A 20,572-nucleotide genomic window follows, 5' to 3' on the forward strand; every position below is an offset into this window, starting at 1 on the left:
TTCGCCCTATGAAAAAGGTCATGACAAGATTTTCTTATGTGCGAGCACAACGAAAATCTTATCCTGACTTTTTCGCACTACTCATTGCTTACGTGAAGATTATACCACAATTCTTCTTTTTTGGAATTTACATTTTCATTACGTTCCAAATTCCCTGATCCCTCCCCGACGCGCTCCTGTGGCAAGCTTTCGGCTGAAGATGGCATCCGGCCCGCGTCCCCTTTGGAACTTTCTATCATTTACCGGTTATACACCCGGTCAAATCTTATTTCCTGCAGCTTTCCGGTCTTTTTGTCAGGAATATAATCGGCCATATAAAAGCTGTCATCCTCCCTTACTTCAAATATTTTGCTCCAGTCTTTCTCCGGCAGTTCCTCTCCGTCTATAAGGATAGCGATTCCCTGATCCCGGTATTTTTTGAGCCCTGCCAGATAATCACCTTCTTTTGTGCGCTCATTCCTTTCCCTGGCATCTTCTGTTTTCATTCACATCTCCCCCGTATATTTTCTTTTATGCCGCATAGGCCCGGGAGAGGACCACAAGGGCTTTGCCGTGACACAATCCCTCCCCCGGCCTTTAAAAAAACTGCTGGTAAAAGCCTATGACTTCACCGGTGACAGCAAAGGCGTCTACTGAAACCGGAATCCGGGAGATGGGTATTTTAAGCCTCTTTTCTGCATTTCTTCTGGCTTCCTCGCTGCCAAACGACACGAGCGTCTTCCAGCCTTTCTCCACTTTTTTTCCCTTTCCCTCAAACTCCAGAAACGCTTCCATCTGCCACTCACTTAGGCTTCCGAGAACAAATTGCCTGTCACATCTTAAAAATTCTTCCAGATTACCTTCCTTTACTGCTCCGTAATCCACAATCACCGCCTGGTATCCGGACTTTTTACACAATAACAGGGTATCAATCCCCGCCCGTTCATAATAATCCGCTTCCAGTATCTGATAACATCCGGCCTGGGCCCTTTCCTTCCCACACAGCTTTCTCATATTTCTGAAATCCCCGTGACTGTTCCATTCCAAAACCGCGCACTTTTTTCTCAGAACTCCGCCCAGATATCCTGCCGTCATTACTGTGAAATGGGTCACTCCCACGCCTCTGCCGGTCCCGATGATCCCTATGATCTCCCGGCTGACCGGCTTTTTACCGGTGTGCAAAAGCTTCCATACCTTTTTCACCTTTCCATTCATGAGGTGTTTATCCTTTCCCTGGGGTACGGTCTTTCCATGGGATCAATCGGGCCAGCCGCTCTGTGATCCGGCTTCCAAGTCCGCTTATCCCTTTCTTTCTCCTGCCTTTTATTTCTAACACTTCTTCCAAAAGAGCCTTGTAAAAATCTCCTGTTTCCGCACTTGGCTCAAAAGGATCCGGATAATAAGGGACCTTTAAGCATTTAGAAGAGGCCGCCCCATCAGGCAGCCTTATCCTGATTCCCCTGGCTGCGTGGTTGTAAACGATTCCATAGGAAATACTGCCCTTTACCACCTGTTCCGCAGAGAAATAGGCGCTGCTTCTGCTCCAGTCACTGCCGTCGCATACCAGTATTACCCTATGGGCACCTCCTGTCAGCGCCTGGTCAATATTCTTTCCATAATCCAGGATGCGGACCTTAAAAGGCGGCTCTTTAAGCTTCACTCCCGGGCCGTAATAGGGTTTCCAAACAAGGCCCCGGTACCTCATGAGGCCATACTGGTCCCGCTTCACGGTCCCGCAGTCACCAAGCCCGGCACTCATGCCGGAGTCATTTTTTTCTTCAAATAAATTGGGATATCCTTGATTTCTAAGATAGACAGACAGGCCGATCCCTATATGAGTCGTTCCGGCCCCTGATTTGCTCCCTGCAAGAGCAATGATAAGAGATGATGATTGTAGACGTTCCTTTGCAGCCGTTCCCATGTTCTCAAGCTGTCTGAGCCTTTCTCCCAGCTCCTGTGCTGATGAAAACCGTTCTTCTTTTTCCGTCTTTATGCACCGTTTCATAAGGGCAGCCAGATGGGTATCCATTGATGCAGCCGGTTTATAAGGAAGTTTTGGAAATTCTCCTGTAAATAAATAATGGATGATAGTACCAATGGCATATATATCTGTTCTCTCATCCAGAACTCCATCCTTTAAATACTGCTCCGGCGCCGCACATCCCACGGTTCCGTACCGCTCTCCGGACATATTTGCATCATCCACGGACGCGGCAAGTCCAAAGTCGATCAATTTAACGGTGTCATGGCACAACAACAGGTTTTTCGGCTGTAAATCCAAATGTAATATGGGGTTTGGTCCTGCGAGATGCAGGTAACTGATGATGCTGGTCAACTGAATTCCATATGATATGGTCAGTTCCCGCGATAGATGGCCCTGTTTTTTTACAAGGTCATATAAAGATTCTCCTTCCAGATACTCTTCGATTAAATAACTATAAGATTCGTCTTCCTCTACGTCATAAATAATGGGAATTCCAGGATGGCGCAGTTCCTTAAGAACCAGTGCTTCACGCCTTAGATCTTCAAATTTCAGAAAGCTTTTGGGTACCCGCTTGATCGCCCGGTATTCCTCAAGCCCAAGATGAACCGCCAGAAACACTGTCCCTGCGCGGCCGGTTCCCAAGATGCCGTATAGCTGATATTTTCCAAACAGAACGGCACTTACAAAAACCACCTCCTTTTGTCTGTCCAATATCATCTCTTGGGGTATATTCTAATATATTCCGTCTGTTTTTTCAACTATTTTTTTGAAAATCTATAAATGGGGATTGATAACCGTAAAAACACTGTGATTTCTTGCTTTTTTATTGCATAAAAAGAAGCTGACATCCGTGTCTCAAAAAGCTTTCCAATGTCCAGAGCAAACCCTGGACATTTGACATCATAGGGGAAAATGGGCTTGAATTTCGGTTTCAGATATGGTATATTAGAATTACAAAAGGAACAACCGCCCCAATACAAGGGGTTGGCCATTAGAAGATAGAAATCCACCCTCAAACTCGCCAAAGTATACAAGGGTGGTTTTTCTACGCCTGTTTCCAGGTCTTATAGAAAAATGTTACTTACAATTAACGAAAATAAAAGTAAGTAATGCTAAAATGAATGTACCAAAGGCCATAAGGTCCTTAAAGTCATATTTCATCCGCATCACCTCCCATCTATGTAATGATGGAAGGCCAACGCCCTTGCAGTGACACGATTGTCCCGTATCACTATGGTAACATATTCCTTTTCAATGAGCAATTACTTTTCCCGGCAGTAGTCTATAACCAGTAGTCTATAATGACTCTGTTGCCTTTTGTCATGGTTGGACAAAGGAGGAATTCACCTCCCTTTCCAGCGGCCCATCCCGTTCTATGTCCCATACTGACGTTGAAACCTTATTTTACATAGAAATGAAAGTCAGAGAGCTGACTATCTTCTCCAATGCTGTATCTTTAATATAATCTAATCAAGATAAGGGAAATTTATCTTCTTAAATATCATTTCTTTTCATGTAAGCAATATATAAATCTCCCCATTTTTCCAAGCTGTCCAATACCGGCCTAAATTGACGGCCCAGTTCGCTCAAAGAGTATTCCACCTTGGGCGGGATGGTATTGTAAACGGTGCGGGTGATCAGTCCATGTTCTTCCAAGTTGCGTAACTGTTTTGTAAGTGTAGCCTGAGTAATGGGCGCTAATTCACGTTCCAACTCCTTAAACCGAAGCGTCTGCTCATCTAGATGGTGAAGAATCAGCAGCGCCCATTTCCCGCTCAATACCTTTTGAGAAGTAAAATAAGGGCAAATACCAAACAGGTCTTTTTTTTCAATTTCATTTTTCATAATGAATCCTCCAATACTATCTTATTAGATACTAACTATGCTAAAAGATCGTACTTGTATTTTAATTTGTACATACTATAATTGTAGCATAAAGCCAGGCAAAAAACAATTTGCCTGCAAAAGAATGGAGGATCAATCATGATTGATTATGAAACTATTTTAAAAGAGAACCCCAACGGCGTCCTGGCGACACAGGATGGCAGTAAGGTGAAAACCCGGGTGTTTCAGTACCTGTTTACAGACGGAAGCAAAGTATATTTCTGCACCAATAACGAAAAGCCGGTCTACGACCAGATCAAGGCCAGCCCCTATGTTTCTTTCTGCACCTACCCTGCCGACTTTGCGCCGGTGGTGTCAGTCAACGGCAAAGCCGTTTTTGTCAACGATATTTCCCTGAAAACCCGGGCACTAGACGAGAATCCGGGCATAAAGGGCCTGTACAAAACACCTGGCAATCCCGTGTTTGAGCTTTTCTACATTGATGTAGAGGAAGTGGAAACTTTCAGCTTTACGGAGGGGCCCAAAACCTATACCATTTAACCCCAAGGGGTAAGGAACCATCATCAGGAAATGACCGTTAATTCATCGCCTTATGCCGTAGAGATATATCATAAACTTGGATTTGTGGATACAGACACCGAGCAACTTGTAAATGGAATTCGCTTTATTCCAATGGAGTATACATTCGCCTAATTCTTTCCGGCACCCACAGCCAGAATAAGGGCCTTTCCTTGTATTAGCACACTAAGATTAGCATACTAAGCTCTGTGCAAATTTTTATCCTCAGTAAAACACCTTCTTTATGATAAATTCATGAAAAGCAATGCTTTTTTAATAAAAACCGGAAAATATAAGGTCAAACCTAAAACCCTCTGAATATAAGGATTTTGGAATTCTTCCTTATTATACTATACGGGAACACTCCCGTTCTACTCTTATAAATATAGGATCTTCCCCACACCTTACAGCGGTACGAATTAGCCATACAGCCATATGTCAAATAATATTTATAGAGACTTCCAGCCAAACTGCATTGTGGGGATTCCTGAAAAATCATATAAAATAATATCAAATTAGAATCATATCAGAAAATAAAACCGGGAAATTCCAATAATCAAATAGGATTCCCGGTTTTTAGCATACAAACCTTAAAAATATATAAATTTTTTCACATAGTAATTGCTTTTTCGCTATATTATATAGTATAGTTATGTTGAGGAAGTATGTAAATATTCATTCACCATTTTAAGAAGAACAGGAAGTGATCCTATGAAGATAGAACGTATTAATGAAAATCAAATTCGTTGTACGCTTACCAGCTTTGATTTAAGCGTCCGAAACTTAAATTTAGGCGAGTTAGCCTATGGGAGTGAAAAAGCCCGCAACCTGTTCCGTGAGATGATTCAAAAAGCCTCTAATGAAGTGGGATTCGAAGCAGAAGACATTCCTCTCATGGTAGAAGCAATTCCGCTGTCCAACGAAAGCGTAATGTTGGTGATCACGAAAATCGAGGACCCGGAAGAATTAGATACAAGGTTTGCTAAATTTTCACCAGCATCCGATGAAGACTTGGATTCTATGCCAGGAGACCTGGCAAGCGAACTTTTGGAAGGCGCCGAAGGATTGTTAAACCTGTTAGGTATTGACAAGAAGGAAGAATCGGAAGAAGAAAAGCCAAAAGAGCAATCAAGCGCTTCCTCTATACGAATCTATTGTTTTCAAAGCCTGGATCAGATATCTGATGCTGCAAGGACCATCGGACAGGTTTACGATGGCGAGAATACATTATATAAAAAGCCTGATACCAGACAGTATTATCTGGTGATCAAGAACACCCCTGATAAGTCTTTGGATTTCAGCCGTGTCTGCAACCTGCTTGCAGAATATGGTTCCAAGATTCATCAGGACTACGCCTCCGAAGCGTACTACAAGGAACATTACGAGGTGCTGATTGAAGGCCATGCCCTTCAGTCTCTTGCAAAACTTTAATCCGTTCCTTTGTTCATAGTACTTCATCACAAACCAAAAATGAGGTTCGACCCTGTAAAAGGGCCGAGCCTCATTTTAAAATCCCAAAGCTTCTTCCAGAAAAAATGCAAAAATCAAATCCAGGGTGGCATCGGTTTCCTTACTGGGAATCAAAATCCAGTCATGGACCATTTTTGCCCCCTTTTTGTAAATGATTTCCGTTCCCTGCAGCTTCCCTGCCTTCTCCGCCAAAAGCTCACAGTCCGGGGTGAGAATCTCCTCTGTCCCGGAAAATATCAGGATCTGTCCCAGATGATCCCAGTTCCCGTAAAGAGGAGAGACAAAGGGATGATCCGGTTCCAGGGCACCCCGGTAACGGACGCCGGCTTCTTTCAGCGCTTCCACAGGAAGGAGGGGGTCTGTTTTTTTCACGAGCTTTATTTTCAGGTTGTTGAGAGCGATATCAAGCCACGGGGAAACCACGGCGGTTCTCACCGGCATAGGAAGATTCCCTATGTCCCGCAGTTCCTGTAAAAACGAAAGAGCCAGGCCGCCGCCGGAAAAATCCCCAAACAGGAAAAATTCATCCTCCGGATACTCCGCCACAAGGCGGCTGTAAACCCTGACCAGATACTGGTGGACGTGGAGTGCCGTATACTCCGGGGCCAGAGGGCACTGGAGTATGGTCACCCTTACCTGTTTTTCTATGGCAAAATGCTCAGCCAGCTCCCTGTAACGCCCTGACGGCTCCAGGGTATAGGCCCCGCCCGGCAGCATAAGGATATGGGCCGTCTTCGTATAGCTTCCATTTATGGTGACAACGGGAAAGCCATCCACATTCCAGGCTTTCACCCGCACCCTTTTCGTAAAGCGTTCCTGGTCCAGGGCTCCTGTTCCCCTTGCCGGCCGTTCCAGTTCAAGAGCCATTTTTCTGTCTGCTTTTCTAAGACCTGCAAAAATCCTTGCCATCTCCGCTTTCATGCTCATGATTTCCATCTCTCCTTTCCCTGTATTCCAAATGGTACAGCCCGGCCATGGCATTCATCACCTGGCAGTCAAAACATCTTCCGAAAAATGTCTGCGTGGCCCAACTGTAACTTCCATATTACGAATCTTTGCATAATCGGTTTAATTTCTTCATCTCATACAATACAAACTGGCTGACAATGATCATTGATGTAATATCCGCCACAGGCCCTGCATACAGGATCCCTTCCAGACCAAAGGACAAGGGAAGGGTAAGGATCAGCGGAATCAATAACAAAAGCTGGCGCAGCATAGATAAAACGGAGGCCTTTAACGGCTGTCCCGTGGACTGGAAATAGCTGGTGGTCACAACCTGGAAGCCCGCCGAAAAAATACCCAGCATATAAATCTTCAGACAGCGGATGGCAAACTGGGTGAACTGCACATCCTCCGTCCCAAACAGGCTTAAAATCTGCCTCGGGAACACCTGGCAGGCAAGCCAGCCAGCAAGGGAAACCGTGGTTGCCGCCCCGGCTGCCAAAAGAAACGTTCTTCTCATACGCTTTGGCTGGTTCGCCCCCTTGTTAAATCCAAGAATAGGCTGGGAGCCAATACCGATCCCGATGCAGATGGAAATGAGGATCATTCCTATCTTATTTACAATGCCCATGGCGCTTAAGGCCACATCGCCGCCAATGGCTGTCTGGTTTCCATAATACACCAGAGAATTGTTCATGACAACCTGTAAAATAGTAGAGGCGATCTGGGTGATGCCGCTGGAAATTCCAAGGGGCAGAGCCAGACGGCAAATACCTCCATCAATACGTAAACTTTTTCTATGAAGGTGCATGTGTTTTCCCTTAAACACAAAATACTGCACCAGCACCACTGTGGAAATGATCTGAGAGGTGATGGTGGCAACGGCTGCCCCGGTCACGCCCCAATGAAATACAAAAATATAAATGGGATCCAGAATGGTATTTAAAATGGCACCCGCTAAAATGGCATACATGGATAAGGCCGGATTCCCGTCGGTCCTGACCATATTGCTTAAGACAACAGAAAGCATGTTAAAGGGAGTACCCATCAGTATGACGGAAGTGTACTGCCTTGCATATACCATGGTATTTTCAGTGGCTCCAAAAACCTTTAACATGGGAGTCATAAGAGGGAAGGCCACTGCCATGACCACAACGCTGGCTGCCAGGGTCACCAGGAAAACAGTCCCTAAAGTCTTGTCCGCCGCTTCCTCATTCTTTTCCCCCAGCTTGATGGCCGCATAGGCACTTCCGCCGGCTCCCAGCAAGGTGGATATGGCTAAAATGATGGTGACGATGGGAAATGCAATGGTAGTGGCCGCATTTCCCAGATATCCGATTCCCTGTCCGATAAAAATCTGGTCAACAATGTTATAAATCGAATTTACCAGCATGGAAACAATCGCCGGAAGTGCAAACTGCAGCAGCAAATGTCCCACTGGCTTATATCCCAGGGGATTATCCCCCTGTTTTATCTTGTTCTGTTCCATATAAAGCTCTATTCCTTTCCTTTCTGTTCCATGATGTGATCGCGGGCATTGCAGGCCATACGGATGAGCATCTGCTCCGCTGCTTCACGTTCCTCCTTGGTAAACCCCTTTAATATAACATCCCCCCATTCATTTACGCTCTCCAAGGTCTTTTCCACAACAGCCGCCGCCTTGTCCGTAACGTAAATCCGCCGTATGCGCTTGTCCTCCATTGCCATTTCCGTCAGGACATATCCCTCTTCTTCCAGCTTCTTCACCGCCCTGGTTGCAGTCGCTTTATCGTATTGACCAAAGGAAGCCAGCTCATGGAGGCTCATACCTGGATTTTTAAAAATCTGCAATAAAAAAAACTGTTGTCCACAGCCTATCTGATAAAAGGATAATTGATTTGCAAAATACATATTGTTCAGTCTCTGGAGAATCGAAATATATTTCCCGATTTCCCTGTGCTCGTTCATGCTTTCCACCTCCAAGCCATAAGGACGAATTACACTTTTTAAGGTGAAATCAGCATATCACAAAATAGTTGCATTCGCAACTATTTTTTATTTAAAATAAAAAGCGATACCGATTTTGCCGGTACCGCTTATCATAATAACCTATTACTTTGATTTAAAAATCTCACAAGCCTTTCCGCAGGCAGCCTCCGTGGCCGCACAGCCGCCAAGGGAAGTTTCCCTTAATTCAAATGGGATGGAACGTCCCACCGCCATCATGGTGTCCAGCATCTGGTCAAAAGGTATGAACTGTTTGACTCCTGCTAATGCCATTTCTGCACATACCAGTGCATTGGCAGCACCCAGAACATTGCGGTTCTGGCAGGGATACTCCACCAGGCCGGCTACCGGGTCGCAGACCAGACCTAAAAGATTTACTAAGGCAGAAGAAGCTGCATCCATGCACTGCTGCGGCGTTCCGCCCATGATTTCCGTTGCCGCTGCCGCTGCCATTGCAGAAGCTGCACCGACTTCAGCCTGACAGCCAGCCTGTGCTCCGGCCACGGTAGCATTCCTCATAAACAGATAACCAACCGCACTTGCTGTAAAAAGTCCATCTATGATCTGATCACCATCCAATGAAAACTCTTCCTCCAGGGCAAGCAGCAGCCCAGGCAATACCCCGGAGCTTCCGGCCGTAGGCGCTGCCACAATAAGTCCCATGGAAGCATTCACTTCCAAAACAGCCAGTGAATAGGTAATCGCCTTGGACAGCATGCTTCCGCATATGGATTTTCCTGATCTCCTTCTGTCACGTACCTTTGCAGATTCTCCCCCGATCAGTCCGCCTATGGAAATCACAGGTTCATCCAGGGGCTTGTGGCAGGATTCTTTCATAATCCGGTAAGCTTCCTTCATCCGGCTAATGGTCTCTTTTGGACTGGCACCGAACTCACTTGCTTCACGTTCCCTCATCACGTCTGAGATCCGGCAGTGATTTTCCTCACATAATTTCAGCAATTCATTTCCTGATATAAAATCCATAAAAGCCTCCTAAACCTGAATAAGCATAACATCTTCTACTTTTGGATGTTCCCGCAGCTTTTCCAGCAATTCCTGGGGAATCTCCTCATCAGATTCCACCACAGAGTACGCGGTCTCCCCTTTCCGTTCCCGGAACAAACGCATAAAAGCGATATTTACATTGCGCTCACTTAAACTGGTGGCGATATAGGCCACCATGCCAGGATAGTCTAAGTGCCGTATGACCAGTGTGGAATACTCTCCGGTAAAGTCTACATCAATGCCGTTGATCCTGATAATTTTCACTTTACCGCCTCCTAAGGAGACGCCGCGGACCGACATGATTCCATCCTTTTCTCCAGATACATGGATCTCTACTGTATTTGGATGCACTTCTGTTTCTTTTTCATCCACACGGAAGGAATACTTCAGCCCGCATTCCTCCGCCAGTTGGAAGGAATTTTTTATTCTTAAGTCATAAGTCTCAAATCCCAGGATGCCGCCAAGAAGCGCCCGGTCGGTTCCATGGCCTTTGTAGGTCTTTGCAAAAGAACCATACAAAACAAATTCCACTTTTTTGATCGGCCCGTTGAACATTTTTTTAACCAGAAGAGCAATCGCCACGGCACCCGCAGTGTGGGAACTGGATGGCCCTACCATATTGGGGCCGATTACATCAAAAACACTGATAGACGGCATAAGCAGTCTTCTCCTTTCCCAGTCACCTTAATCTAACTTGTCTTTTTTAATATATTTGTGGTAGTACATATCAACCAGTGCGCTGATGGCATTATCTCCGGATACGTTACATGCAGTTCCAAAGCTGTCCTGTGCAATATACATTGCCTGAAGAAGGCTGGCAATATCTCCAACTGCCGCTATTCCTACAATGGGGAAGAATGGAGTTGCAGTGAAAATGGAGCCTCCCGGAGCTCCCGGAGACGCAACCAGGGCTATTCCCAATACACAGATAAACGGAAACAGGGTAAGGAAGCCATGAGGCATGCCGTAAATAAGCAGGGTCGCGGTCACACAGCAGGTAATGGTGATCATGGAACCGGCCATATGAATGTTGGCGCACAGCGGAATTACGAAATTACGGATTTCTTCTGAAATACCATTGCTTTCCGCACATTTAATATTAACCGGAATGGTAGCAGCAGAAGACTGGGTGCCGATCGCAGTTAAGTAGCCGGGTAACTGGTTCTTCATCATTGTGATGGGATTTCGTTTTGTCAATATACCTGCAAGGCTAAAGGCTGCAAGGAGATAGATCAAATGAAGAAGTATAACGATTACGAATACCTTCCAAAGCACGGACATAATCGCAAAGGTTGTCCCCTGATAAGTCATCTTGGCAAAGGTCCCGCAAATATACAAAGGAAGAATCGGAATGATCACCCGGTTCAGTACCTTTGTAATAATCTCGGAAAACTCTTTGATCACATTGTACAGAGCATCTCCGATCTCTTTTCCCCGCATGGTGCTGATGCATACGCCCAGTACAAAGGCCAATACAACAGCGGCTGTTGTTTCAAGCAGCGGAGTGATGCCCAGAGAGAAATATCCGCTGATGGCCTTGTCACTTGCAGAAGCAACTTTCGCCACTACCTCTTCATTGACGAAAGAAGGGAAAAACGTACTGGCTACAGCATAAGAAGCGCTTCCTGCCAGCAGCGTGGAAGCATAGGAAATCGCCGCGGTAAACGCCAGCAGTTTTCCGGCTCCCTGGGATAAGTCCGCAATTCCCATGGTAACAAAAGCCACAACCATAAGAGGGATAATAAACATTAAAAACTGTTTAAACAAATCTGATACTGTAATCAATATTGAAGTTACAAAGCTGGGGCAGTACATTCCGATTAAAATACCAATGATAATTGCAATAATCAGCCTTGGTACTAACCCCAACCCCTTCTTACTCTTTTTACTTTCCTCCATATCAATACCTTCCTTTCATTGAATAAAATAAATTTTATTAAATTTATTCATTTGATGTAATTTATTTTATCACAAACATGTCCGGATTGCAATATCATTATATATTTCTAATAATCAGACAAAAATCCCGCAGTTTCTTTGCTATATTGCACAAAAAACTGCAGGACTTTTCTTTACCAACTAATTCTGCTGTATTAAAGTTTATTCATTCTTTTTATCTGTATTTACTCCTGCATTCCGAATGTGCATATATACGGTGTTTTTAGAAATCCCCAGATAATCAGCCACCTTTATAACCGCATCTTTCAGGGTGAAAACCCCCTGCTGGTGCAGGGAATTAATGATTTCCTTGTTTTTAAGAGACGGAAGTATCTCATCATCTTCCATTACCGTTTTCCGAACCTTTTGGACTTTGCTGAAAATTAGTTCATCCAGATTATTTGCAAAAGTCTCAGTTTTAATCAGGGAATGAGTGGATGTTTGGGGGAAATAGCTGGATAGGATCTCGGCTAAACCTGTATTCAAATAGAAATTGATACATAAAAGTCCGATAATCCGTCCTTCCTCTCCCCGTACCACAATGGTAGAGGATTTTAATGGCTCTTCTTTTTTGTTCTTGGTAAAATAGGAAATATAGCTCTTTTCCCCATCTTTTTCGATTTCTTCCAGCATCTGAAGAGCCAGGTCCGTAATGGGCATCCCTTCCGTACGTCCTGTGTGGTGTCCATTGATGATCTTAATGACGGAATGTTCCGTATCCTCCAGACTGTGAAGTACCATCTCATAGCCTCCCCCCAGGTAATCCGCCAGCCCTTCCAGCATGATCTTATAGGAATCCAGTATAATTCTGTCAATCAGTGTTAAGTGTACATTATAATCCTTCATTGTAATCATCCCCTATGTCCTGTTTTTGAAGAATAATGCATTATTGTTAAGGAATTATAACATGCTGTAAAATATTTTTCAATAAAAAAGAAAGGTTCCTAAAAAATAATGTAATTTATTACATTAAAATAGTCCAGACAATGCCTGCCTGGACTATTTTCCTTATTCCGGCTTTTTCTTGATAAAAAAGAGGAATGAGGCAAAATCTCCTGTTTCCTTTAACAGGCGTCCCCTGTCAATGGGAATACCGGCATACATAAGCTCACTTCCATAATATTCACCGGTCATTCCAGGCAGGGAGACATGATACAGCATATCCTCACAAAGGCCCTGGAGCTTTAGTCTGAGCCAGCCTACATTGACCGGATTTAAAACCTGATAATATGCGCCGACTGCCTGTTCCATGTCCTCCGACACCGTGATCCAGGCCGTGTCATTTCCTTCAAATGGACTCTTAAGCCGGTAAAATGTGCCCTGGTGCAAAAGCTTCCGGTACTTCTTGTAACATGCGATCTGCTGCTTTACCACCTCTATCTCCTCAGAGGTCAGTTTATTTAAATCCAGTTCATATCCAAACGCCCCGAAAATCGCTGCATTTCCCCTGGATTCCAGGGGTGTGATCCTGTGGACCTGGTGGTTGGGAACTGCGGAAACATGGGCTCCGATGCTGGAAATGGGGTAAACCATAGTGGTCCCGTACTGGATTTTCAGCCGGTCCATGGCATCTGTATTGTCGCTGCACCAGGCCTGGGGAGCAAAGTAAAGCATTCCGGGATCAAACCTGGCCCCTCCGCTGGCGCAGGATTCAAACAGGATTTCCGGGAAATCCCTGGTGAACCGGGTATATAAGTCATAAACCCCCAGAATAAATTTATGCATCACCATTCCCTGTCCGTCAGGAGAAGTTCCTTTGGAGTAACATTCCGTCAGATACCGGTTCATATCCCATTTGATATAGGAAATTCTTGCATTGGCAATGATCTCCTTTAACATGCCGTAAACTGCATCAACCACTTCTTTCCTTGAAAAATCAAGAACATGCTGGTTTCTGCTGGGCGTTTCATAGCGTCCGGGAGCAGACAGGATCCAGTCGGGATGAGCCTCGTAAAAACGACTGTCCTTATTGACCATTTCCGGCTCAATCCACAAACCGAATTTTAAGCCAAGGGCCTCAATTTTCTTTGACAGCCCGGAAATTCCTTCCGGAAGCTTTTCCGTGTTCACAAACCAGTCTCCCAAAGCCCTGTGGTCATCGTTTCGCTGGCCGAACCAGCCGTCATCAAGAACAAACAGCTCCACTCCTGTTTCCTTTGCCTTCTTGGCAATGTCCAGGATCTTTTCTTCATTGAAATCCATGTAGGTTGCTTCCCAGTTATTTAAAAGCACAGGTCTTTCCCTGTCTCTCCAATATCCTCTTGCAAGCCGGGTCCTGTATAAGCGGTGGAAAATCTGGCTCATATGTGAAAGTCCCTGCTCTGAATATACCATCACAAGCTCCGGGGTCTGAAAGGACTCTCCTGTTTTCAGAGGCCATTCAAAGGTATCCGGATGGATTCCCATGAGCACCCGGGTGGTATCATGGGTGCAGACCTCCACCTGGCCTAAGAAGCTTCCGCTGTACACAAGGCTGAAGCCGTATACCTGGCCGCTTTTTTCCGTAGTCTCTTTCCTTGTCAGGGCCAGGAAGGGATTGTGTTCTGCGCTGCTGATCCCTCTCATGCTGTAGATGGACTGGATCCCCTGTTCTAAGGGACGCCTCTTTAAACACCGTTCCCTGGACCATGCCCCTGAAAGCTGGATCATCTCGTAGTCACAATCCGGTAAGTCCACCGCTCCGCTCATTGCATTGAGCAGAACAATCTCACCTCTGCCCCGGTGGTGAAAACGGGCATGCCTTGTGAGGACCGGCATCTCTTCATAGATGGTATAGGAAAGGATCAGATCCGTCTCCATCACGTCATCATGAAGTGTGATTTCCAGGGTTGCGGCCTCCTTATCCTCTTCCACATAGGTGGCAGGAAGAGGCTCTATGGACCGCTTTCCCTTAAAGATCTCATGGGACACATAGGTAAAGCTGGTGATCCTGCTGCCGTTCTCCTGTCTGACGGTACAGGCACCGTACCGGTAATCCCCTGTCCCATAAGCCGGATACTCCTGCTTTGTATACTGCAGGCAAAGGCTGACAGGTTCCGGGCAGGTGATGGCGGCATGAGAACGCTCTCCTGTCTCAAGGAGATATCCATAGGACTCCCTGTCAGGAATCCGTTTCCCATAATATAAGTTTCCCAGTTGTCCATTGGCCATGATCTGGATGATATAACTCACGGACTTGTTATACAGATGAAACTGTTTCGCTTCTTCATGATAATTAATAGGCATAATTCAGACTCCTTTTATAATTTTCCTCCGGATGTAGCAATTCCTTCTATAAACTGCTTCTGGAATATCAGGTATATAATGATCATTGGAATACAGGCCAGCAAGGATGCTGCCATAAGCTCCGGATAGTTTGTTTCAAACTGGCCCTGCAGCTTTGCAAGGGCAGCGGATAGGGGCATGGTGTTCTGCTGCGTGTTGACCACCAGGGGCCACATCAGCTCCTTAAATCCAAACAGGGCGGTGAAAATGCCCAGAGCCACCATAGAAGATTTCGTAAGTGGGGCCATCACATAGAGAAATGTCTGGCCGATATTGCAGCCGTCAAGCCTGGCCGCTTCCTCCAGAGAAGAGGGAAGCCCCATGTAGGCCTGCCTGAGCAGGAAGGTTCCAAATGCCGTCACAAGCCCCGGAAAAAGCAGTCCAAAGGAGGTGTTTAACATTCCCAGCTTACTCACCATTAAGTACTGGGGAATGATAAAGATCTGGGAAGGTACCATCATCTGGAAAAGAACCAGGGAGAAGGCCAGATTCTTCCCCTTAAAATGAAGGCGTCCAAAAGCATATCCTGCCATTGTTGCAGTAAGCACCGCACAAATGACACGTTCCACAATGAGCAGCAGAGTGTTCCAGTACAGTTTAAAAAAGTTCATCTTGCTCACCACCGACAGGAAAGCCTCCTTCCTCCATACAGTCGGAAAGATAATGAACGGATTCATCTGGGTGGCCTCTGATGTGCTTTTAAAGGCTGTTAAAAACATCCACAAAAAGGGTACCAGCATAATGGCGGACCCTATGACAAGGATTACGTAAATGATACCTGATCTGATTTTTCTATTCTTATTCATAGTTCTCCTTTCCTAGCTATAGTTCACCCATTTTTTCTGGCAGATCATCTGGATCACCGTGATCAGAAGGATCACCAAAAGCAGCAGCATGACAATGGAAGAGCCGTATCCCTTGTTTCCTTCTATAAAGGAATATTTATAGAAAAGATACACCAGGGACTGGGTCTTTCCCAGGGCCGGATTGTTTCTTCCCATCATCATATAGATGCTGTCAAACACCTGCATGGCCCCAATGATCCTGGTCACGGCCACAAAAAACATGGTGGGTGATATTAAGGGCAGGGTAATGGTAAAAAACTGGCTGATTCCGTCTGCCCCGTCAATCTGGGCCGCCTCATAGTAGTCCCTGGGTATCTCCTGAAGCCCTGCAAAAAACAGCACCATATTATAACCGATCACGGACCAGATTCCTACAACTGCCACGGAAATGTAGGCAATATTGGGATTGGAGATCCAGTTCACCCCCGAAAGGCCTATCTCCCGCAGCAGATGGTTAAGGAGTCCGAACTCCGAGTTATAAAGCCATCTCCAGACCATGGCCACCGCAGCAGGAGCCGCCACCATAGGCAGGAAATAAATAGTTCTCCAGAGGGAACGTCCCCGGATCTTTCCATTTAAAAGGACAGCGATCACAAGAGCAATGGCAATGGAAAACGGTACCTCCACCAATGCATATTTACATGTATTCCACAGCGCCTGCCATACGGTCCCATCGCTGAAAAGCTTCCGGTAATTGTCAAAGCCAATAAATACGTTACCTTTGCCGAAAGCCCCTGTTTTGAAAAAGCTCTGATAAATGGTCTGGAAAATGGGGATGATGTTTAGAATAATAAGACCCGCCATGGTGGGCAGCAAAAACATCCACCCCCATAAAAATTCACTTTTCTCCCGCCTTGATACCTTTGATTTTCTGTTCATGCAGACCTCCGTATTTCTTTGTCAAGCGGATATTCCCGATCCGCTTAGCTACTTGATTCGGTTAAAAAGGGGAGGCGCTTTACAGCCTGCCTCCCCAGCCCTTCCTATTCTTGTGCCAGCATGGCATTCATTTCCTGAGCAATGTCCTTGCAGACATCTTCCACGCTCTTGGCTCCGGTCCATGCCTCAATCAATTTTTCATGGCTCATATTGTTCCAGGCAACCGTTGATTTTGAGTAGGGCCTGATCACTAAGTCTCCCATCATATCTAAATATGCCTGAAGGTTAAAGCCTGAATATGCCTTTATCCAGTTATCTGTTGTTCCTTCATAAGCAGAAATAACGATTCCAAGGTCAGACTGCTTCTGCTGCGCGTCTTTTGATCCCATGTATTCAATGAGCTTCCATGCTTCTTCAGGCATGGAGGTATTTCCAGAAGCCGCCCAGCCAAGTCCATTGTAAATGGAGATTCTCTTTCCAGAAGCCGCATCCTTTGGAAGCACTGCAATGTCTCCGTTTGCCTTTACGTACTCATTGTTGCAAAGCTCGGGAAGCATCCAGGAACCCATTGTAACCATGGCTACCTTACCGGCTTCAAACAAAGCTTCCTCCGTATTCTCCGCCATCACCTCGTAGGGCGGAGCATATCCCTCTTTCATCAGATCGGTTATGAAAGTTAAGCCCTTGATGGTTCCCGGCTGGTCAAACCCGGAAGATTTCTTATCCTCGCTGATCACATAACCGCCCATATCATAAACGATGTTGTTCCAGCCTGCCTGGTCATTGGTTGGCCTTAAGGCAAATCCATACTGGCTTCCGTCCGGCTTGGTCAGTTTTTTTGCTGCCTCCGCAAAATCGTCCCAGGTCCAGTCCTTGTCAGGATAGGGGATTCCTGCCTCGTCAAACATGGTCTTGTTGTACCAGAGAGCGATGGTGTCGATATCCTTTGGCACTGCATACTGCTTTGTGCCTTCCCAGTTATAGATCTGTACGATGTCCTTGGGGAATTTATCCATTTCCAGCTTCTTGCTTTCTTTGATCCGGTCCGTTAAGTCCAAAAGCATCTCGTATTCGGAATATCTTGCGATCTCATTGGAATGCATCCAGAAAACATCAGGAAGAGAGCCGCCGGTGGCTCCGGCCTCCAGCATGGTCCAATACTGCTCCCACGGAGTTACCTGGATCTGTGTCTTAATTCCCGTTTCCTTTGTAAAATCCTTCATGATCTCTGTCAGACCCGGTTCCTGGTTCTTATCCCAGATCGCAACCGTCAGAGTTCCCTGAGGGGCTGCATTTCCTGACTCACTGGAGCTTTCCGCTGCCTGGGTTGTTCCCTCGGAGCCTGCAGGAACCGTTTCCTGCCCTGACTTGTTTCCGCATCCAGCCAGTGCTGCTGCCATAACCGCCGCCATTGCTGCTGTTAACCACCATTTTCGTTTCATTTTGTTACCTCCCTTTAATTGGTCAGTTTATATAGAACAAACTGAGTTTATAACTATTTTTTGTTCATTTTTATTTTTTCACTTTTGATTATAAACCATTTTTTATTCATATTACATAGACTAATGTGACAGGTATATGGTTTTTTGTTATATTTACCGAACCTCTTCCCGTATCTTTTTCCGATACTGGAGAGGCGATTCTCCCTCCGTCTGAAGAAAACTTTTGCAGAATACCGAGGCATCGTGAAATCCGCAGGATAAACCGGTTTCCGTTATGCTCAGCCCTGTATCCTCCAGCAAACGCTTTGCCTCCATGATCCGGTAGGCCGTTAAATACTGTTTTGGGGAAATCCCCTTGTATTTCATAAAAAGCCTGTACAGATAGGTCCGGTCGATTCCCACATAGTTTGCCACATCTCCGATCTGAATGGGGTAGCTGTAATTATGGCGGATATACGCTTCCGCCCGGGACAGATAGCTCTGCTCATACTCTCCCCCCTCCCTGCCCTCTCTGGGGAACCGGGAAAACAAAAGATAGAGAAATCCTGCCATTTCATCCATATTATGGCCTCCCCTCTGAAAGGCAGCTACCAGTTCTTCTATATAAGTACGCCATTCCTCCCCGTGATCAAAATGGTATACATACCCGTTTTCCTCCTGGCGGTAATCGGTTAAAAGCCGCTCTGCCTCTGTGCCGGCAAAAGCCGCCCAGGCATATTCCCATGGCTCGTCCTTATCTGCCTGATAATAGGTGACCTCCTGAGGCTTTATTAAAAATGCATCCCCTTCCTTTAAAGCATATTCCATGCCTCCTGTCCGGTAGATGCCTTTTCCCCCAAGCACCACATGCATCAGGTAGTGTTTCCGTATTGCCGGCCCGAAAAAATGCCCGGATGTGCACTGCTCACGGCCGCAGTAATAAATGGTCAACCCCCTTGCCGACTGATTCATTATAATCCCTCCATACAACAAAACGACAATTTTATGAAACAAACATCCTATCTTTTTTCCTGCTTCAATTATACAATATCCTCATGAAACAGACAAGGAAAAACAAGGAGGAAGGAACATGGTAAAAATAACTTTTATGGGGGCGGGAAGCACGATATTTGCCAGAAATGTCCTGGGTGACTGCATGTGCACCCCGGTACTTCACGACGCCCAGATCGCCCTTTACGACATTGACCCGGTCCGGCTTGCGGATTCGGAACTCATTCTCAATGCAATCAACAAAAATGTGAACCAGGGACGGGCTGACATAAAAACTTATCTGGGAGTGGAAAACAGGAAAGAAGCGTTGTCCGGTGCTACCTTTGTAGTGAACGCCATTCAGGTAGGCGGATATGATCCCTGTACCATCATTGACTTTGAGGTCCCTAAAAAATACGGCTTAAGGCAGACCATTGCAGATACCCTTGGAATCGGCGGCATCATGCGGGGCTTAAGGACCATTCCTGTTATGGAGGATTTTGCCAGAGATATGGAAGAGGTTTGTCCTGATGCTTACTTCTTAAATTATACCAACCCCATGGCAATTTTAACCGGCTACATGCAGCGTTATACATCCATTAAGACCATCGGTTTATGCCACAGCGTCCAGGTATGCTCAGAAACCTTATTAAAGGGGCTTGACATGGAGGACAAACTGGAGGGAAGGACTGAGCTGATCGCAGGAATCAATCATATGGCATGGCTTTTAAAACTTCGTGACAGGGATGGAAACGACCTCTACCCAATCATCAAACAGAAAGCCCTTGAGAAAAACCAGACAGAAAAGCATAAGGATATGGTCCGCTTTGAGTACATCAACCATTTGGGTTATTATTGTACGGAATCCAGTGAACACAACGGGGAATACAATCCATTGTTCATAAAATCCAGATATCCGGATATGATTGAAGAATTCCAGATCCCTCTGGACGAATATCCCAGGCGCTGCATTAAGCAGATCAATGAATGGGAGGCGGAGAAGAACTCTATCCTGAATAACGGAGAGATCACCCATACCCGTTCCCATGAATACGCCTCCTACATTATGGAAGCCATCCTGACCAACAAGCCATACAAGATCGGCGCAAGCGTATTAAACCACGGACTGATCGATAATCTTCCTGCCGACGCCTGTGTGGAAGTGCCCTGCCTTGTAGACGGAAGCGGGATCACTCCCTGTCACGTAGGCCGCATCCCCACCCAACTGGCAGCCATGAACATGACAAACATCAATCCTCAGCTTCTTACCATAGAAGCAGCTCACAACAGAGACATAAAAACCATTTACCAGGCGGCCATGCTGGATCCTCATACTGCTGCCGAGCTTAACATAAAGGATATCCGTTCCATGGTGGATGAACTCATTGCAGCCCACGGCGACTACATGAACATGTACCGTTAACAGATATCTCCTGAAACTGGCATTTGCAAAATATCTTTGC

At 45.8% G+C, this 20,572-nt stretch carries 20 protein-coding genes; 4 read left to right on the forward strand and 16 right to left on the reverse strand.

The window, feature by feature from the left end; translation table 11 throughout:
* Positions 1-239 precede the first annotated feature (239 nt).
* The 4 genes from ACYVD3_RS26950 to ACYVD3_RS26965 form a co-directional block, all read right to left on the reverse strand.
* A complete protein-coding gene (locus ACYVD3_RS26950; RefSeq protein ID WP_460645593.1) occupies positions 240-485 on the reverse strand; it encodes a hypothetical protein in 246 nt (81 codons plus the stop codon).
* Between the two features lie 91 nt (positions 486-576).
* Positions 577-1,194, reverse strand: coding sequence for a hypothetical protein (locus ACYVD3_RS26955; protein ID WP_460645594.1), 618 nt, complete (start codon positions 1,192-1,194; stop codon positions 577-579).
* Between the two features lie 7 nt (positions 1,195-1,201).
* Positions 1,202-2,674, reverse strand: coding sequence for a serine/threonine protein kinase (locus tag ACYVD3_RS26960; RefSeq protein ID WP_460645595.1), 1,473 nt, complete (start codon positions 2,672-2,674; stop codon positions 1,202-1,204).
* A 783-nt stretch (positions 2,675-3,457) separates the two neighbouring features.
* Complete coding sequence (locus tag ACYVD3_RS26965) at positions 3,458-3,808, reverse strand: winged helix-turn-helix transcriptional regulator (protein ID WP_460645596.1); 351 nt, start codon at positions 3,806-3,808, stop codon at positions 3,458-3,460.
* A gap of 138 nt (positions 3,809-3,946) precedes the next feature.
* Here ACYVD3_RS26965 and ACYVD3_RS26970 point away from each other — a divergent pair, with 138 nt between their 5' ends.
* The 3 genes from ACYVD3_RS26970 to ACYVD3_RS26980 all read left to right on the forward strand — a co-directional run bounded on the left by ACYVD3_RS26970 (position 3,947) and on the right by ACYVD3_RS26980 (position 5,797).
* Positions 3,947-4,348, forward strand: coding sequence for a pyridoxamine 5'-phosphate oxidase family protein (locus ACYVD3_RS26970; RefSeq protein ID WP_460645597.1), 402 nt, complete (start codon positions 3,947-3,949; stop codon positions 4,346-4,348).
* 30 nt (positions 4,349-4,378) lie between these two features.
* Positions 4,379-4,501, forward strand: coding sequence for a GNAT family N-acetyltransferase (locus ACYVD3_RS26975; protein WP_460645598.1), 123 nt, complete (start codon positions 4,379-4,381; stop codon positions 4,499-4,501).
* A 576-nt stretch (positions 4,502-5,077) separates the two neighbouring features.
* Positions 5,078-5,797, forward strand: coding sequence for an adaptor protein MecA (locus tag ACYVD3_RS26980; protein ID WP_460645599.1), 720 nt, complete (start codon positions 5,078-5,080; stop codon positions 5,795-5,797).
* A 75-nt stretch (positions 5,798-5,872) separates the two neighbouring features.
* On the opposite strand, the gene ACYVD3_RS26985 is transcribed toward ACYVD3_RS26980, so the two are convergent.
* The 12 genes from ACYVD3_RS26985 to ACYVD3_RS27040 all read right to left on the reverse strand — a co-directional run bounded on the left by ACYVD3_RS26985 (position 5,873) and on the right by ACYVD3_RS27040 (position 19,091).
* Complete coding sequence (locus ACYVD3_RS26985; protein WP_460645600.1) at positions 5,873-6,763, reverse strand: alpha/beta hydrolase fold domain-containing protein; 891 nt, start codon at positions 6,761-6,763, stop codon at positions 5,873-5,875.
* Positions 6,764-6,881: 118 nt separating this feature from the next.
* Positions 6,882-8,270, reverse strand: a complete 1,389-nt coding sequence (locus ACYVD3_RS26990) for an MATE family efflux transporter (protein ID WP_460645601.1) — start codon at positions 8,268-8,270, stop codon at positions 6,882-6,884.
* Positions 8,271-8,278: 8 nt separating this feature from the next.
* Complete coding sequence (locus tag ACYVD3_RS26995; protein ID WP_460645602.1) at positions 8,279-8,728, reverse strand: MarR family winged helix-turn-helix transcriptional regulator; 450 nt, start codon at positions 8,726-8,728, stop codon at positions 8,279-8,281.
* Between the two features lie 144 nt (positions 8,729-8,872).
* On the reverse strand, positions 8,873-9,751 hold the full coding sequence (gene sdaAA / locus ACYVD3_RS27000) for an L-serine ammonia-lyase, iron-sulfur-dependent, subunit alpha (RefSeq protein ID WP_460645603.1): 879 nt from the start codon (positions 9,749-9,751) through the stop codon (positions 8,873-8,875).
* Between the two features lie 9 nt (positions 9,752-9,760).
* Positions 9,761-10,429, reverse strand: coding sequence for an L-serine ammonia-lyase, iron-sulfur-dependent subunit beta (gene sdaAB, locus ACYVD3_RS27005; RefSeq protein WP_460645604.1), 669 nt, complete (start codon positions 10,427-10,429; stop codon positions 9,761-9,763).
* Positions 10,430-10,456: 27 nt separating this feature from the next.
* Positions 10,457-11,671, reverse strand: a complete 1,215-nt coding sequence (locus ACYVD3_RS27010) for a dicarboxylate/amino acid:cation symporter (protein WP_460645605.1) — start codon at positions 11,669-11,671, stop codon at positions 10,457-10,459.
* A gap of 201 nt (positions 11,672-11,872) precedes the next feature.
* A complete protein-coding gene (locus ACYVD3_RS27015) occupies positions 11,873-12,556 on the reverse strand; it encodes a helix-turn-helix transcriptional regulator (RefSeq protein WP_460645606.1) in 684 nt (227 codons plus the stop codon).
* Between the two features lie 162 nt (positions 12,557-12,718).
* Positions 12,719-14,935, reverse strand: a complete 2,217-nt coding sequence (locus ACYVD3_RS27020; RefSeq protein WP_460645607.1) for an alpha-galactosidase — start codon at positions 14,933-14,935, stop codon at positions 12,719-12,721.
* 14 nt (positions 14,936-14,949) lie between these two features.
* Positions 14,950-15,780 (reverse strand): carbohydrate ABC transporter permease, encoded by an 831-nt coding sequence (locus tag ACYVD3_RS27025; RefSeq protein WP_460645608.1) that lies wholly within the window; start codon positions 15,778-15,780, stop codon positions 14,950-14,952.
* Between the two features lie 12 nt (positions 15,781-15,792).
* A complete protein-coding gene (locus ACYVD3_RS27030; protein ID WP_460645609.1) occupies positions 15,793-16,698 on the reverse strand; it encodes a carbohydrate ABC transporter permease in 906 nt (301 codons plus the stop codon).
* Positions 16,699-16,802: 104 nt separating this feature from the next.
* Entirely contained in the window at positions 16,803-18,140 is a 1,338-nt protein-coding gene (locus ACYVD3_RS27035; RefSeq protein ID WP_460645610.1) for an ABC transporter substrate-binding protein, read from the reverse strand.
* Positions 18,141-18,293: 153 nt separating this feature from the next.
* Positions 18,294-19,091, reverse strand: coding sequence for an AraC family transcriptional regulator (locus tag ACYVD3_RS27040; protein ID WP_460645611.1), 798 nt, complete (start codon positions 19,089-19,091; stop codon positions 18,294-18,296).
* Between the two features lie 118 nt (positions 19,092-19,209).
* Between ACYVD3_RS27040 and melA the strand changes: the two genes are divergently transcribed.
* Complete coding sequence (gene melA, locus ACYVD3_RS27045; RefSeq protein WP_460645612.1) at positions 19,210-20,532, forward strand: alpha-galactosidase; 1,323 nt, start codon at positions 19,210-19,212, stop codon at positions 20,530-20,532.
* Positions 20,533-20,572 lie beyond the last annotated feature (40 nt).

This window comes from Lacrimispora brassicae, from assembly GCF_054772055.1.